The organism is Streptomyces spiramenti (genome assembly GCF_012034385.1).
Lineage (GTDB): Bacteria > Actinomycetota > Actinomycetes > Streptomycetales > Streptomycetaceae > Streptomyces > Streptomyces spiramenti.
Genome location: NZ_JAAVJB010000013.1, coordinates 35,518 through 50,085, shown reverse-complemented (window position 1 = coordinate 50,085; position 14,568 = coordinate 35,518). Strand labels below are relative to the sequence as shown.

13 protein-coding genes are annotated in these 14,568 nt (G+C 71.2%); 5 read left to right on the top strand and 8 right to left on the bottom strand.

Annotated elements, in window-relative coordinates; genetic code table 11:
• Positions 1-47: 47 nt before the first annotated feature.
• Both HCJ92_RS03455 and HCJ92_RS03450 read right to left on the bottom strand, forming a co-directional pair.
• A complete protein-coding gene (locus HCJ92_RS03455) occupies positions 48-1,352 on the bottom strand; it encodes a M18 family aminopeptidase (protein WP_167931888.1) in 1,305 nt (434 codons plus the stop codon).
• Between the two features lie 195 nt (positions 1,353-1,547).
• The gene (locus tag HCJ92_RS03450) at positions 1,548-3,374 is read right to left on the bottom strand and encodes an acyl-CoA dehydrogenase (RefSeq protein WP_167931887.1); all 1,827 of its coding nucleotides are present in this window, start codon (positions 3,372-3,374) and stop codon (positions 1,548-1,550) included.
• Positions 3,375-3,509: 135 nt separating this feature from the next.
• Between HCJ92_RS03450 and HCJ92_RS03445 the strand changes: the two genes are divergently transcribed.
• Both HCJ92_RS03445 and HCJ92_RS03440 read left to right on the top strand, forming a co-directional pair.
• Positions 3,510-4,130, top strand: coding sequence for an SseB family protein (locus HCJ92_RS03445; RefSeq protein ID WP_167931886.1), 621 nt, complete (start codon positions 3,510-3,512; stop codon positions 4,128-4,130).
• Positions 4,131-4,586: 456 nt separating this feature from the next.
• Positions 4,587-5,288 (top strand): hypothetical protein, encoded by a 702-nt coding sequence (locus HCJ92_RS03440; protein WP_167931885.1) that lies wholly within the window; start codon positions 4,587-4,589, stop codon positions 5,286-5,288.
• Positions 5,289-5,456: 168 nt separating this feature from the next.
• Here the strand turns inward: HCJ92_RS03440 and HCJ92_RS03435 are convergent, their stop codons facing one another.
• Entirely contained in the window at positions 5,457-6,194 is a 738-nt protein-coding gene (locus HCJ92_RS03435; protein ID WP_167931884.1) for a DUF4232 domain-containing protein, read from the bottom strand.
• A 261-nt stretch (positions 6,195-6,455) separates the two neighbouring features.
• On the opposite strand from HCJ92_RS03435, the gene HCJ92_RS03430 reads away from it, so the two are divergent.
• The gene (locus tag HCJ92_RS03430; RefSeq protein WP_167931883.1) at positions 6,456-7,451 is read left to right on the top strand and encodes a pirin family protein; all 996 of its coding nucleotides are present in this window, start codon (positions 6,456-6,458) and stop codon (positions 7,449-7,451) included.
• Positions 7,452-8,243: 792 nt separating this feature from the next.
• Here the strand turns inward: HCJ92_RS03430 and HCJ92_RS03425 are convergent.
• Positions 8,244-8,873 (bottom strand): hypothetical protein, encoded by a 630-nt coding sequence (locus tag HCJ92_RS03425; protein WP_167931882.1) that lies wholly within the window; start codon positions 8,871-8,873, stop codon positions 8,244-8,246.
• A 620-nt stretch (positions 8,874-9,493) separates the two neighbouring features.
• Here HCJ92_RS03425 and HCJ92_RS03420 point away from each other — a divergent pair.
• Complete coding sequence (locus HCJ92_RS03420; protein ID WP_167931881.1) at positions 9,494-10,255, top strand: helix-turn-helix domain-containing protein; 762 nt, start codon at positions 9,494-9,496, stop codon at positions 10,253-10,255.
• Between the two features lie 193 nt (positions 10,256-10,448).
• Here the strand turns inward: HCJ92_RS03420 and HCJ92_RS03415 are convergent, their stop codons facing one another.
• From HCJ92_RS03415 to HCJ92_RS03400, 4 genes are all read right to left on the bottom strand, one after another.
• The gene (locus tag HCJ92_RS03415; protein ID WP_167931880.1) at positions 10,449-11,174 is read right to left on the bottom strand and encodes a glycoside hydrolase family 11 protein; all 726 of its coding nucleotides are present in this window, start codon (positions 11,172-11,174) and stop codon (positions 10,449-10,451) included.
• A gap of 512 nt (positions 11,175-11,686) precedes the next feature.
• On the bottom strand, positions 11,687-12,175 hold the full coding sequence (locus HCJ92_RS03410) for a DUF5707 domain-containing protein (protein WP_167931879.1): 489 nt from the start codon (positions 12,173-12,175) through the stop codon (positions 11,687-11,689).
• A 451-nt stretch (positions 12,176-12,626) separates the two neighbouring features.
• Positions 12,627-12,851 (bottom strand): hypothetical protein, encoded by a 225-nt coding sequence (locus HCJ92_RS03405; protein ID WP_167931878.1) that lies wholly within the window; start codon positions 12,849-12,851, stop codon positions 12,627-12,629.
• 323 nt (positions 12,852-13,174) lie between these two features.
• Positions 13,175-13,609, bottom strand: coding sequence for an Ohr family peroxiredoxin (locus tag HCJ92_RS03400; RefSeq protein WP_167931877.1), 435 nt, complete (start codon positions 13,607-13,609; stop codon positions 13,175-13,177).
• A 266-nt stretch (positions 13,610-13,875) separates the two neighbouring features.
• On the opposite strand from HCJ92_RS03400, the gene HCJ92_RS03395 reads away from it, so the two are divergent.
• A complete protein-coding gene (locus HCJ92_RS03395; protein ID WP_167931876.1) occupies positions 13,876-14,508 on the top strand; it encodes a TetR/AcrR family transcriptional regulator in 633 nt (210 codons plus the stop codon).
• The last annotated feature ends 60 nt before the right edge of the window (positions 14,509-14,568 follow it).

The following is a 14,568-nucleotide window of genomic DNA, read 5'->3' as shown; positions in this document are numbered from 1 at the left end:
GGCCGTGACCGCTCGGTGAGCGGTCACGGCCCGGGCCCGGCGCCTCGTCAGTCCGCGAGAAACGCGGTCAGCGCGTTGGCCAACAGGTACGGGTCCGCCGCCCCGCAGAGCTCGCGCGCCGAGTGCATCGACAGGATGGCGACGCCGATGTCGACGGTGCTGATGCCGTGCCGTGCGGCGGTGATCGGGCCGATGGTGGTGCCGCAGGGCATCGCGTTGTTGGAGACGAAGGTCTGCCAGGGCACCGACGCGCGCTCGCACGCCTCGGCGAAGACGGCGCGTCCGCTGCCGTCGGTGGCGTAGCGCTGGTTGACGTTGACCTTCAGGATCGGGCCGCCGTTGACCCGCGGGAGGTGGCTCGGGTCGTGCCGCTCGGCGTAGTTGGGGTGCACGGCATGGCCGGTGTCGGAGGAGAGGCAGACCGAGCCGGCGTAGGCGCGGGCTCGGTCCTCGGCGGAGCCGCCCCGGGCCAGCACGGACCGTTCCAGGACGTTGCCGAGGAGGGGGCCCTCGGCACCGGTGTCGGACTGGCTGCCGTTCTCCTCATGGTCGAAGGCGGCGAGGACCGGGATGTGCGGGAGGGTGAGCTCGCCGGCGTCGGCGCGGCCGGCGAGCGCCGCGAGGGCCTCCGTGGCGGCGTGCACCGAGAGCAGGTTGTCCATCCGCGGGCCTGCCAGCAGTTCGCGGTCCTTCCCCAGGTACGCGGGCGGCTCGACGCTGTGGACCATCAGGTCCCAGCCGGTGACGTCCGCGGCCTCGACGCCCGCCTCGGCGGCGAGGAACTCGATGAGCTCGCCCTCGGTCGGGGTGCCCGTGCCCCAGACCGGCTGCATGTGCTGCTGGCGGTCGAGCTTGAGGCCGTCGTTGACCTGCCGGTCGAGGTGGATGGCGAGCTGCGGGACGCGCAGCAGCGGCCGGTCCACGTTGACGAGGACGGAGTCGCCGCCGCGCAGCGTCAGGCGCCCGGCGAGGCCGAGGTCGCGGTCGAGCCAGGTGTTGAGGAGGGTGCCGCCGTAGATCTCGACGGCGATCTGCTTCCAGCCGTGGCGACCGGCGTCGGGCAGCGGCTTCACGCGCAGGTTCGGCGAGTCGGTGTGGGCGCCGGCGATGCGGAACGGGGTCGCAGGGGTCGCGTCCTCGGGCACGTACCAGGCGATGATCGCGCCACCGCGCAGCACGAAGCGTCCGCCGCTGCCGCCGTCCCACGCGTCGGTCTCCCGCAGTTCGCGGAAACCGGCCTCGACGAGACGCGCCGCGGCGGTGGCCACGGCGTGGTACGGCGAGGGGGAGGCGGACAGGAACGTCAGCAGGCCGTCGGTGTGGTCAGGGCCGAAGGTCGGTAGCGCGCTCATGCGAGCCAGCATACGGAGGGGCCCGCCGCACGGCCCCGCCCGGCCCGTTCCGGCGCCGCGTGGCGCCCCTCGGCACCGGAGCGGGGGGGGGGAGGATCGGTGGCGCCGGCCCCCGTGCGAGCGGCGGCGCCGACGGTGACGCGTCACACCGGCTACCGGCGGTCTGCCGACGGTCGGGAGACGCTCAGAAGGCGCTCAGAAGGCGGCCTCGTCCAGCTCCATCAGCGAGAGGTCGGTCTTGCCCGCGATCGAGCGGGCCACGGCGACGTTCGGCAGGATCTCGCGGGCGAAGTGGCGGGCCGCGGCGATCTTGCCCTGGTAGAACGGCGCGTCCTTCGGGGAGGCGGTGCCGAGCTTCTCGGCGGCGACGGCGGCGCCCCGCAGCAGCAGGTAGCCGACGACGACGTCACCGGTGGCGAGGAGGAAGCGGGTGGTGTTGAGCCCCACCTTGTAGAGCTGCTTGACGTCGCTCTCGGTCGCGGCGAGGTCGGTGAGCAGGGTCCCGACGAGGGCCTCCAGCTCGCCGGCCGCGGCGGCCAGCTCCTCACGCGCCTCGGCGAGGGTCTCGCCGCCGGGTGCCTCCGCGAGGAATTTCTTCATCTCCTCGGAGAGCCCGGTCAGCGCGGCACCCTGGTTGCGGACGATCTTCCGGAAGAAGAAGTCCTGGCCCTGGATCGCGGTGGTGCCCTCGTAGAGGGTGTCGATCTTGGCGTCGCGGATGTACTGCTCGTGCGGGTACTCCTGGAGGTAACCGGAGCCGCCGAGGGTCTGGAGCGACTGGGCGAGCTGCTCGTAGGAGCGCTCGGAACCGTAGCCCTTGACGATCGGGAGCAGCAGGTCGTTCTTGGCCTCCGCCGCGGTGGCGTCCTCGCCGGCCGCCTTGAGGGTCAGCACGTCGTCCTGGACGGAGGCGGTGTAGAGCACCAGCGCCCGCATGCCCTCGGCGTACGCCTTCTGCGTCATCAGCGAGTGGCGGACGTCGGGGTGGTGGGTGATGGTGACGCGCGGCGCCGACTTGTTGGCGAACTCGGTGAGGTCCGGGCCCTGGACGCGCTCCTTGGCGTACTCCAGCGCGTTGAGGTAGCCGGTGGAGAGGGTCGCGATCGCCTTGGTGCCGACCATCATCCGCGCGAACTCGATGATCTTGAACATCTGGCGGATGCCGTCGTGCTTCTCACCGAGCAGCCAGCCCTTGGCCGGGCCGTTGGCGCCGAAGGTCAGCTCGCAGGTGTTGGAGACCTTCAGCCCCATCTTGTGCTCGACGTTGGTGGCGTAGACGCCGTTGCGCTCGCCCAGCTCGCCGCTGTCCCAGTCGAAGTCGAACTTCGGCACGACGAAGAGCGACAGCCCCTTGGTGCCGGCGCCGTGGCCCTCGGGGCGGGCCAGCACGAAGTGGACGATGTTCTCCGAGAGGTCGTGCTCACCGGAGGTGATGAACCGCTTGACGCCTTCGAGGTGCCAGGAGCCGTCGTCCTGCTTGACCGCCTTGGTGCGCCCGGCGCCGACGTCCGAGCCGGCGTCCGGCTCGGTGAGGACCATCGTGGAGCCCCACTGCTTGTCGATCATCAGCTGCGCGATGCGGTGCTGCGCCTCGGTGCCCTCGTCCTGGAGGACGGAGGCGAAGGCCGGGCCGGAGGCGTACATCCAGATGGCGGGGTTGGCGCCGAGGATGGTCTCCGCGAACGCCCACAGCAGCGAGCGGGGGGCCTCGGTGCCGCCGAGCTCCTCGGAGATGCCGAGCCGCCACCACTCGGCGTCCATGTACGCCTGGTAGCTGCGGCGGAAGGCGGCCGGGACCGGAGCGGTGTTGTCCGCCGGGTCGAAGACGGGCGGGTTGCGGTCGCCCTCCTCGTAGGACGAGGCCAGCTCGTTCTCGGAGAGGCGCGCGATCTCGCTCAGCACGTTGCGTGCGGTGTCGGCGTCCAGCTCGCTGAACGGGCCGCTGCCGTAGACCTTGTCGCGGCCCAGCACCTCGAACAGGTTGAACTCGATGTCTCGGAGATTCGACTTGTAGTGGCCCATGGGACGACTCCGTTGGGGATCGGGTCTGCCGGGCGGGCAGCGCGACGTGTACCGGTTGGTAACTCCATCATGCTACCCATCGGTAATAAGAAGCAAGCACGCGTCCGCCAGAAGTGAGTCAGTACGCTCTCCTCCATGTATGGCTACGACCAGAGCGCGTACGGCGGCCACCCGCAGGACCCCCACGCGCCCCATGGGCAGCCCCCCTACGGCCAACCGCAGCAGGGCGGCGGGTACGGCGAGCAGCCGCAGTACCCGCAGGCGGACCAGTACCAGCAGCAGGGCGGGTACGGCGCACAGCCGCACCACGACCCGCACCACGCCCAGCAGCAGGCGCAGCACGCGCAGCAGCAGGCCCAGCACCAGGCGGCGGCGCAGCACCAGCCGGCGCCGGCGACGCCGCTGAACCTGGTGGACGGGCTACGGGCGTACACCTCGGGCGCACTGGCCACCGAGGACTTCCAGGACATCTTCTGGAGCGCGAAGGTCTACTGCCCGCGCGGTGACACCCCCGGCTTCCTGGCGGTGCAGACCACCCAGGAGCCGGTGATCCCGCTGTTCACCTCGCTGCGGGAGCTGCGCAAGTACGCGGGCAAGGAGTCCCGGTACTTCACCGTGACGGGCGGCGAGGTGCTGGACCTGCTGCCGCACGGCTACGGCTTCGCGCTCGACATGGAGGGCGAGCACCGGCTGGTGCTCGACGCCAAGGCCGTGGACGAGATGACCGAGTACGCGATGCGCCGGGTCTACGGCTGACCACAGGCGGCCGGGGCGCCGTGCCGTCCCGGCCGAACAAGCGGCGGGGCCCCGGGCTGATCGAGGCCGGCGGGGCTCCTGCTCGGGACCCGGGTTCCAGCTCCGGTTCGGTTCGGGTTCGGGTTCCGGTTCGGTTCGGGTTCGGGTTCCGGCTCCGGCTCCGGCTCCGGCTCGGTTTCCGCCGACACACTCCGGCAGAACCCGCTGATCTTCGCTTTCGGGATGCCGATCCAGCCCGCGGCCACCGTGCGGACCACCCGACGCACCGACTGTTTCCACTGGTCGAACCAGTGGCGCGGCCCGGTCTCGTGTCTCAGCCCTGCAACCGACCGGTAACCGTTCGCACCAGCGTACGACCGAAGCGCGTCGTTCTCCCCCGAGGGGGCATCCGCCCCCGCAGGCCCCGGTGATCACGGCCGGGGCGACCGCACGCGACCCACAGGGGGAGACACCCACATGCGCAGCACGCCCCGCAGAGCCACCCGAGTCGGCGCCGTCGCACCGGCCGCCTCCGCGCTCGTCCTGGCCCTGGCGCTGACCGCCTGCGGCTCGGACGCGGACTCGGACGGCGGCTCCTCGGACGCCGGCGGCAACTCCGAGTCGGACGGTTCGGAGGACACCCCGGACCGCGTCGACGACGACGCGGGCGACGACGCGGACGGCTCGGACGGCTCGGACGGCAACGAGCCGGGGATCGTGTCGTTGACCGTGGGCGAGACCAGCGAGCCGGTGCTGTGGACCAATGGCGCGACCGAGGCGATGCTGGCCGTCACCGCCACCGAGGTGTTCGTCGGCGAGCCCGAGGACCTCGACCCGGAGACGTTCTCGACACCGGACGCGACGGAGGGCATGCGCCCGATCCACGTCCATCTGGACTTCCAGCACGCCGACGGCGACCACATCAACATGATCATGCCGTCGGAGCGGACGACGCTGAAGCTGAAGCTCGCCGACGACGAGGGCTGGGGCGAGAACGTGCAGGCTTACCAGCCGATGGGAATGCCCAACGGCTGCGACGACGCCACCCCGATCAACGCGGGCGAACTTCCGGTCGGGGAGTCCTTCTACGACTGCCGCACGTTCCTGATCCCCGAGGACGCGGAGGCCGCCGAGGTGCACTGGCTGGCCGCGGAGGAGACCCTGGTGTGGCGGATCTGATCCACCACCCGGTCCGCACGCCGGTGCGCGGCCGACGCGATGGGCCGCGCACCGGCCCACCCGCCGGGTTCGGCGCACGCGGCGACCGACCTCGGCCGCCCACCCGTCGCACCGCACACCGCCCGCCCGGGGACCCCCACGGGCCGGGCGGGCGGTGGTAGTGGGCCATCAGCGGTCGGCGACGCCGATCTCGAAGAGGTCGTCGCAGACCACCGGCGGGGTGGAGTCGCCCACGTCGGTGACGATGGTGAACCCCTCGCTCTCGCCCGGGGCCACGATCTCCAGCTCGGCGGCCGGATCACCGCACTCGCCGGTCGCGGAGTCCTCCCCGACGGTGCGCAGCTCGTAGTCGACGCTCTGGTCCGGGTCGAGGGCGAGCGGACCGATGGGCTGGGCCTCCTCGGAGGCGGGCTCGCCGATGGCGTTGCCCTCGGCGTCGAACGGTGTGACGGTCGGGAACCCGGCCAGCTCGCAGGTCTCCGCGCCGAGGTTCATGATTTCCAGGGTGTGGACCGTGCTGCCGGCATCGTTGTCCTCCGGCCCGGTGAGGAAGGCCTCTAGCGTCTCGCCGCCGCAGGGCTCGAAGGCGCCGCCCTCGGCCCCGGCGCCGAGGTCGTCGGTACCTCCGGTGAGCCCCGGCTCCTCGACGTCCGGATCGGGCTCGATGTCACCGGTGTCGGGCTCGGTGGTCTCCTGGTCGGTGCCGCCGTCGTTGTCGTCGTCGCCGGAGCCGCACGCGGAGGCGGTGAGGGCGAGTACCGCCACGGCGGCCACCGCCAGGGCCCCGCGGGGTCGTCGGCGGGCGGCACCGCGCCCGGGTCGTCCCGCCACGGCGACCGCCTCGACGGCGGCGTGGTGGCTCTGCTCTTCTTTGCCCCGCTTCGGGGCTTCGGTCCCGTTGTCCATGCGGTGCCGCCTGCCCGACCCGGCCACCCCCAACACCGGACCGAAGATTCCGCGCCAGATCGCCCCGTGGTCGATCCCGCGCGTGGCGCGCGGCGCCGCCCGGGGCGGCCCGGGGGGCCCGGGGGGGGCGGCCCGACCGACCACTGGACCTGCTGCACAGCGGGCTCGTACACGCGGTCGGCGGCACGCTCGGGAATAGCTCCCACCGTGCGGAATGTTGAGAGTTCAACTAACCTGAGGCGGTACGCCAAGGAGGCCACCATGCCCGCGATCACCGTGGAGAACCCGCTCACCCTGCCCGCCGTCGCCCCGCCCGCCGCACCGGAGGCGCGCCCGCGTCCCGTCCTCGGCGTCGTCACCGCGCCCACCGGGTTCGAGGGCGAGGGCTTCCCGGTCCGCCGCGCGTTCGCGGGCATCAAGTACCGGCACCTCGACCCGTTCATCATGATGGACCAGATGGGCGAGGTGGAGTACGCGCCGGGCGAGCCCAAGGGCACCCCCTGGCACCCCCACCGCGGCTTCGAGACCGTCACCTACCTGATGGACGGCACCTTCGTCCACCAGGACAGCGAGGGCGGCGGCGGCGTCATCAACGACGGCGACACCCAGTGGATGACCGCCGGCTCCGGGCTGCTGCACATCGAGGCGCCGCCGGAGCAGCTCGTCATGACGGGCGGCCTGTTCCACGGCATCCAGCTGTGGGTCAACCTGCCGGCCAAGGACAAGATGACCAGCCCCCGCTACCAGGACATCGGCGGCGGCAACGTCAAGCTCCTCACCACGCCGGACGGCGGCGGGCTGCTGCGCCTCATCGCCGGCGACCTCGACGGCCACAGCGGCCCGGGCGTCACCCACACGCCGATAACTCTCGTCCACGCCACCGTCTCCCCCGGCGCCGAGATCACCCTGCCCTGGCAGAGCGACTACAACGGCCTCGCCTACGTCCTCTCCGGACGCGGCAGCGTCGGCACCGACCACCGGCCGGTGGAGCTCGGTCAGACCGCGGTCTTCGGCGACGGCGACTCCCTCACCGTGCGCGCCGACGACAGGCAGGACGGCAACACCCCGAACCTGGAGGTCATCCTGCTCGGCGGGCGCCCGATCCGGGAGCCGATGGCGCACTACGGCCCGTTCGTCATGAACAGCCAGGCCGAACTGCGGCAGGCGTTCGAGGACTTCCAGGCCGGTCGCCTCGGCCGCGTCCCCGGCCCCGTCCCGCACACGGCCCCCGGCGACGACGCCCCGACCGCCGACTGACCACCACGCAGAACCCGTTGGGCCTGACCGCAGTGGCGGTCAGGCCCAACGGGCGTTTACGGGGACTTCGTCCGCCGAGTTGTAACCCCTCTGAGGGGCGATGAAGCGGTGTCGCGGCGAACCGCTCTCCTGGAGGCCGGAAGAGTTTCCACCCCACAGCGCCGGCAGGTCGCGGCGAACGGGGCGATGACGTCGACACGGGGGCGTGCCAGGTGCACTGCATGCCCAACTCAGAGCGCCCGGTGAACCGCCACCGCTGTAACGGGACGACGGACGAAGCAGCGACGGATCAGATTCAGCATGAGCCTTCCGCCGGGCCAGAGTAGGAGCAGGGAAAGACGATTGGCGCGTGGACGTGCAGTTCAATCATGGCAGGACTCCTCGCAGAATCCGGAACCGGACGGCACGGGGACCATGCTGCGGTCAATGGAGGATTCCTGTGGGACCAGTCCTCATCGCCCCTACGAGGGGTAGCAACAGCGGTGCACGTAACCGCCAGTCAGTCGCCGCTCTGGCCTAGCCGCTGGTCCTCCCTGTGGAGTTCAGCGCGCCCATGCGGCGCGCCCTGGTACCGGCCGCGAGGGTCGCGCGCGGCGAGCCGGACGGACGGGCCGGGGCACCGTCACGCCGATGGTTGATCGCATCTGCACCCGGACGTCCGGGCCGAGCTCAAGCCGGGTGCCACCGCCACGATGAACAGCCGCAGTGACCCGCAGGCACGAGCCCGCCAGCGTCATGAAGTCGCCGGCCCGTATGTCTGCGGCGGGGAAGGACGCCGCTTCGGCGGGCTGTTCATTGACGATCCGCACTGCTATTCCCAAAGGGCGCGAGGAGGGGGCGGAAGATCGGACGCGCGGCCAACGAGTACAGGACTTCCACAGCCGCAGCGCCGCAGATGCGGTCCGGGCCGCGCGCGCTGGCGCTGATCGGCTGCCCGTCCGCCAGGGCAGCGCGCTGCATCGCGCGGAACTCCGTGTCGGCCGTCCACTCCCGGAAGACCCTGGCGACCGGTGTCGCGTACCGCTGCTGTTTCTCGGCGTGGTCGTCCTCGGTGGCGTCGAGTACTCCCGCGAGCCGGCCCGCTTGGTCGTGAAGCCAGTCCAGCGCTTCGTCAGGGGTATCGGCCCACGTCGCGGCGAGGTACCACTCGCCCCCGGCATCCGGGGATCGAGAAACCACTTCGCAGTGGTAGCCGTCCGTGTACCCGTCGCCGCTCATGTGCGGGGCCCCGCCCGGTGCGGGGTGGAGCTGAGTCCGCGGAACAGGTCGTGTTCCGGGTGGAAGATCGTCCACGTCACGGTGGGCGTCGCCGGTTTCCACCTGCGGGCCGATCTCCTCGCAGACTGTGCACTGCGCACGGAAGACCAGTGGGCCGGAGCTGCGTACGACCTGGGTCCGGGCACACCGGTTGCCGCCGCTCATCGGTTCCTCAGCTCCTTGAGATGAGCATCGACGACCCGGCCCAACTCCGCCGACCGCGCCAAGAGTTCCGCGAGCGGGCAAGTCGGCTGGTCGTCAGCCGGGGCGGGCGTCGGAGAGGTCTCCGTCTCGTCCTCGTTGCCGACGCCGGTCACCGCAGCTCTCGCTCGTGCGCTCGGATGGCGGTCCGCACTTCGTGCACCGACAGGGAATCGGCGGACTCCTGAGAGCGCTCAAGTGCTTCACGAAGCTGCTTGCGGGCCTACCAGTCACTCATCGGTGCATCTCGTCCCTTCGGACCGAGCGGGGTGTTGCGAGGCCAGGTACCCCACGAAGACAACGCGCCCGATCTGCTGTCTGTTGACGAGCCACCTTCGAGGTCCGGGGCACCGGGAGTGCGCTCTGCCATAGCTGCCTGCCTTCGTCAGGTGACCCATGCCCCCGGACCGGTGGAACGGTCGCGGGGTCCGCTTGTCACTCGTGCGTCACTCGTGGAGACTGAGCGTCACAAGAGAATGACGCCGGAGTGTCGCCTTGCGCGACGACGTTGCAGGCGACGTTCCGGCGACATCAAGGGCGTCATTTAGGTGTCACCCGAGGCACCGGAGAGCTACCGTGAACACATGAGTGCGTTGACACCGAACAGCACACTGCGGGCAGTTCGCATGGGACTGCTCATGTCACAAGACGACTTCGCGCGTGCTCTGCGCGATGCCGGCGACCGCGCCGGGGCACGCAACGACGCGAACAAGCGACTCGTCCAGCGCTGGGAAAGTGGCGCGACGGCTGCGCCACGTCCGATCTACGCGCGCGCACTGGAGACAGTCACAGGACTCCCCATAGAGTCATTGGGGTTCGAAATCCCTGTTCCGGAGGCTCGCGTGTCAGGTGACGACAGAGGCGGGCATGATCTCGAAGCGCCCCAGAACAGCACGAGCGCCCCAACGGGTAGCCGTATTGCGCGACCCGCCCCGCAAGGTAACTACAGCGGTGTCTGGCTGAGCCGCTACGAGTACTATTCGAGCGGACGAGAGAGCGAATTCACCCAGCTTCACTACGTCGTCATTCTCCAACACGGGAGCCGCCTGACGGTCCGCAGCATCCCCGGGTCGGCCGAGTCACAGCTGAGCATGGACCTGACCGTGGACGGGAACGTCATCACAGGAACCTGGGTGGAGCAGACAGCCCAAGGTGGCTACTACCGCGGGGCCCGGTACCACGGGGCGATTCAGATACTCATCGAGCCGACAGGGCGGCGGATGGCCGGAAAATGGGTCGGGTTTGGGAAGGAGATGGACGTCAACACCGGACCCTGGGAGGTCGTTTTCCAGGACGCATCAACGAACAAGGCCACGCTGGCGAGATACGGCAACCCCCCGGAATAGACATGGCGGCACGAAAGCCCCTCCGCTCCACAGCTCGGACAGCGAGGGGCTTTCGACACCGAGCTGACCACTCGGCCGCATGCTGTCGTCCCCGTGAAGGGACGATCCGGCATGCGGCAGACCAACCACCCGCCCCGGCCCTGCTCCGTTCCGGCAGCGGGCCGGGGAAGCGGGACCGGGGACGGGGGTGGGGTCAGCCCCAGACGTTGAGGTTGCTGTTGCCGCTGCTCTGGTAGCCCTCGGTCGCGAGGACCATGTAGTAGCTGAAGTTGCCGAGGCCCATGCCCGCACGGTTCCAGGCGTCGAAGTGGTTGCCGGTGGTGATGGTGCCGCCGACGCGGCGGGACTGGCGGACGCTCCAGTACTGCGGGAACGTCCGGTTGCCCTCCACCGACGGGGAGTTGTAGCGCATCGTCCGGTAGATGTCGTAGGCGCCGCCGTCGCTGTGCACGGTGCCGCGGTGCTCGCCGGTGGGCCGGTAGGTGCCCCAGCTGTCGACGACGTAGTACTCGACCAGCGGGTTGGAGGTCCAGCCGTAGAGGCAGAGGTAGCCGTTGCCGGACGGGTTGAAGCTGCCGGAGTAGCCGACGTTGCGGCGGCTGCCGTTCCGCCAGCCCTTGCCGCAGACGAAGTTGCCGGTGTTCCGCCAGGAGGTGCTGTAGTTGCCGCCGTTGCCGAGCGTCATGGAGACGGTGTTGGGGGCGTCCGTCCAGAACGTGTAGTAGAAGCCGCCGTGGGTGCCCTCCTGGTTCTGGGTGATGGTCTGGGCGTGGGCGGTGCCGGTGGTGAGCAGCGTGGACGAGGTGAGAGTGAGGGCGCCGACGCCGCCGAGGAACAGGCGGCGGCTGAGCGGACGTTGCGGTGCGTCGGACCGGTCCGCCCCGGTGGGGGATGCGGTGCGGCTCGCGTTCTTCGCCATGTGGTTCCTCCTGGGGACCGCCGCATGGCCGGCCTGCGCGTGCGACCCGTGCCGGCCTCGCGGGGGTGGGGACCGCCGTCGGAGTGGCGGCGGCGTGGAACACGTGGTGCGCTCCGGCCGCTGTCGGCTCGTCCACGGCCGGAGCCGGACCGCAGGGCGGCCCGGGCACGACGGTCGGCGGTGCGGCCGTCGGCTCGTCGTGCCCAGAATGGTGCGGCGGACCGGCTGCCGCGTCAACGCTTCCCGCAATACTTCCGGAACGGAGTTGGGGAGATCGTCATTTCCCCGGCGTCTTGTTGCTGGTCACATCCATGGCGGGCCGCTCGGGTCGGAATGTCGGCCGGAATCATCGCCTCTTCCTGCTTTCCGATTCCGAGAATTATCGGAGCAGTGGAGGTGCAGGAGGCGGCAGTGGCGGGCGGTGCGGGATCGGACCCGAGAAGGTGCCGGCCCACCAGGAGAACCGCGCCGCCACGGCGGCCCGTGCGGGCGTCGGCTCGTCGGCTCGTCGGTCAGAAAGCGACAGTGAAGGTCGTGGCCTCCTTCACGAACAGCGTCTCGCCCCCCTCGGTCGTGGCGAGGACGGACACCGTCCACTCGCCGGCCAGTGCTTCGGCGTAGCCCGCGTACTCCTCGTCGTCGTAGTCGCCGTCGTCGGTGGCGGTGTAGACGCAGGACACCTTCTTCTCCGAGACGGTCGTGCACTCCGCCTCGTCCTCGTAGCTGATGATCTCCTGGAGGAACTCGTCCTCGAAGTCCTCGGGAAGTGCGACGACCTGCACCGACTTCAGTGCCGAATCCCCGGAGAAGTCACCCTCGAAGTCAGTGGTGACGGTGAGCGACACCGCCTTGCCGTCCTTGTCGGTCACCCACTCCGCTTGGGCGTTGGTCATCGCAAGCTCGTCGGACGTGCCGCCGGCGGCGACCGCCATCCCACCGGCGGCGAGCGCGCCGACCGTGACGACACCGACGACGGCCGAGACGAGAACACGCTTGTTCATGAGAACTCCTCAAGGGAAGAGGGACCGGAGTTCCCCGCGAGCAGCGCGGCGGAATTCGGGGACCACCGTTGCGGCGATCCGATTGCGGTTCCCTTTGCTTGAGGACGAATCTATGGCGCGGCACCCGGGCGGTGCTTCGTCCTGCTGAACGATCGGCTCACTCAACCAGAGATAGAGACGGGCGGTCGGCCTCCACCCAGCGGCGCCTGGCTGCCTCACCGGGTCCCACGCCGTGCGGGGCGAGGCAGCGGGGGTGCCGGGCAGCGTGCGGGGGCGGCCCGCCACGGCGAGCGGGTGTCCGCCACCCGCTCGGCAGCGGTTCGCGGGCGCGACTCGGCGCCGCAGCACGACGGGCACGACGGGTGGCGGTGGTGGGGACGGCCGGGCGAATCCCGCGCTCGCGGGTTACGGCTGCTGCCGGCGCGGACGCGGGAGGGCCGGGACACTGACGTCAGGGGTGCTGCTCGGGACGGGAACCGGGCGCGGTGGCGGGGTTCGGCTCACCGAGCTTGTTCCACAGAGCGACGTTGGCACCCCAGGCCGCGGCGAGGCCGAGGACGGTGGCGACGATGACGGCGGCCAGGTCCGGTATGCCTCCGGTGAGCAGCAGACCGGCGACCAGGACGACGACGACACCGATCGCGGCGGCGACGCTCTGCCGTGTGCGCTTCTTCATGATGCGACCTCCTGACGACGGGCGGTGTCGTTCGCATGCCCACCTGAGTGCGACTCAGCCCTGGCGCTGCGGGCGCGGCGGGCGGATTCGGCCAGGGGCAGCGGCGGCAGGAGGCGAGGGGCGGCGCCCGTGCCGTGGCGGGGCGCGCCGTCGCACCACGAGCGCGGCGCGGGTTCTGCTCCGTCCTGGCGTGGGTGGAACCCGGGCGCCGCGCCCCGCCCTGGGCGGGCGGCAGGGCAGGGGCGCGGAGGTCCGCCGCGACGCGGAGACGGCGAGGCGGTGGCAGGTGGCAGGTGGCCGGTGGCAGGTGGCAGGTGGCCGGGTCAGCCGGCGGTGGCGTCCACGGTGACGTCGATGTTGCCGCGCGTGGCGTTGGAGTAGGGGCAGACCGTGTGCGCGGCGGCGACCAGCCGGTCGGCGGTCTCCTGGTCCACGCCGCCGCACTCGGCGTGCAGCGCGACGGACAGCTTGAAGCCGCCCTCACCGTTCGGGTGGAGGCTGACCTCGGCCACGACGGCGGAGTCCTTGATCTCCACCTTCTCGCGGGCCGCGACGTGCTTCAGGGCCGAGTGGAAGCAGGCGGCGTAGCCGGAGGCGAAGAGGGCCTCGGGGTTGGTGCCCTCGCCGGTGCCGCCCATCTCGGTGGGGACGGCGAGGTCGGCGGAGACCGAGCCGTCGGTGGTGGTGACGCGGCCGTTGCGGCGGCCCTCGCCGGTTGAGGTGGCGATGGCGGTGTAGAGGGTCTTGGCGTCGGACACGTGATGCTCCTCGGGCTGGGGCGGACGGTGAACGGTCGCGTCGCGGCGGGTAGCGCGGAGGCGGCACAGCCGCGACACAGGTAGACGAACTAGTAACTCTACCGGGTTGAGCCTACAGTGGTGGGCACGAAGCGCAAGCCCCGGACCGTCCGGTGGCCGCGCGCCCCGAGCAGTGACCGGCCGCCCGCGCCGGTTCCGCGCTCCGGCGCGTCACGACCGGCCCGCGAGCCCCTGCCGGGCCTCGGCCGCAACCAGGAGGACGACGGATGAGCACCCGGGACACCACGGTGGCCGCCACCGGCGTGGCGCCGGGCACCCCCGCGACGCGAGGCGGCCCGGCCACCCGCGAACGGATCCTCGACACCGCCGCCGAACTGTTCTACGCGCACGGCATGCGCGCCGTCAGCGCCGACCGGGTGATCGAGCGCGTCGGCATCACCAAGGTCACCTTCTACCGGCACTTCCGGACCAAGGACGACCTGCTCGTCGCCTATCTGCGGCGCCGTGCCGCGTACGAGCACGAAGCGGTGGCCCGCCTCCGGGAGGGCGCCGGGGACGACCTGCCCCGCGCACTGCGTCTCCTCGCCCACGGCATCGGCGCGGAAACCTGCCGACCCGGGTTCCGCGGCTGCCCGTTCATCAACGCGGCGGCCGAGTTCGCCGAGCCGGACCACCCCGTTCGGCAGGTCGTCGCCGAGCACCGCGCCTGGTTCGTGGGCGAGTTGCGCGCACTGCTGGCCGCCGCCGGCATCGACCCGCCGGACGCGGCGGCCGACCAGCTGATGATGCTGCGCGACGGCGCCACGGTCGCCGGGTACCTCGGCGACGCGGACGCGGTCGGCCGCGACCTCGAACAGGCCGCGCTCGCCGTGGTCGCCGCGCACCGGCACCACGGCTGACCGGCGCCCACACCGCGCGCCGAACCCACCGCGCCCGGTGTGGCATCCCCCGAAGGTCGC

Coding starts and splice junctions, on each gene's coding strand:
- HCJ92_RS03420 (WP_167931881.1), top strand. CDS start 9,494: ATGAGTGCGTTGACACCGAACAGCACACTGCGGGCAGTTCGCATGGGA.
- HCJ92_RS03410 (WP_167931879.1), bottom strand. CDS start 12,175: ATGAACAAGCGTGTTCTCGTCTCGGCCGTCGTCGGTGTCGTCACGGTC.
- HCJ92_RS03440 (WP_167931885.1), top strand. CDS start 4,587: ATGCGCAGCACGCCCCGCAGAGCCACCCGAGTCGGCGCCGTCGCACCG.
- HCJ92_RS03450 (WP_167931887.1), bottom strand. CDS start 3,374: ATGGGCCACTACAAGTCGAATCTCCGAGACATCGAGTTCAACCTGTTC.
- HCJ92_RS03455 (WP_167931888.1), bottom strand. CDS start 1,352: ATGAGCGCGCTACCGACCTTCGGCCCTGACCACACCGACGGCCTGCTG.
- HCJ92_RS03425 (WP_167931882.1), bottom strand. CDS start 8,873: ATGAGCGGCGGCAACCGGTGTGCCCGGACCCAGGTCGTACGCAGCTCC.
- HCJ92_RS03445 (WP_167931886.1), top strand. CDS start 3,510: ATGTATGGCTACGACCAGAGCGCGTACGGCGGCCACCCGCAGGACCCC.
- HCJ92_RS03435 (WP_167931884.1), bottom strand. CDS start 6,194: ATGGACAACGGGACCGAAGCCCCGAAGCGGGGCAAAGAAGAGCAGAGC.
- HCJ92_RS03395 (WP_167931876.1), top strand. CDS start 13,876: ATGAGCACCCGGGACACCACGGTGGCCGCCACCGGCGTGGCGCCGGGC.
- HCJ92_RS03405 (WP_167931878.1), bottom strand. CDS start 12,851: ATGAAGAAGCGCACACGGCAGAGCGTCGCCGCCGCGATCGGTGTCGTC.
- HCJ92_RS03430 (WP_167931883.1), top strand. CDS start 6,456: ATGCCCGCGATCACCGTGGAGAACCCGCTCACCCTGCCCGCCGTCGCC.
- HCJ92_RS03415 (WP_167931880.1), bottom strand. CDS start 11,174: ATGGCGAAGAACGCGAGCCGCACCGCATCCCCCACCGGGGCGGACCGG.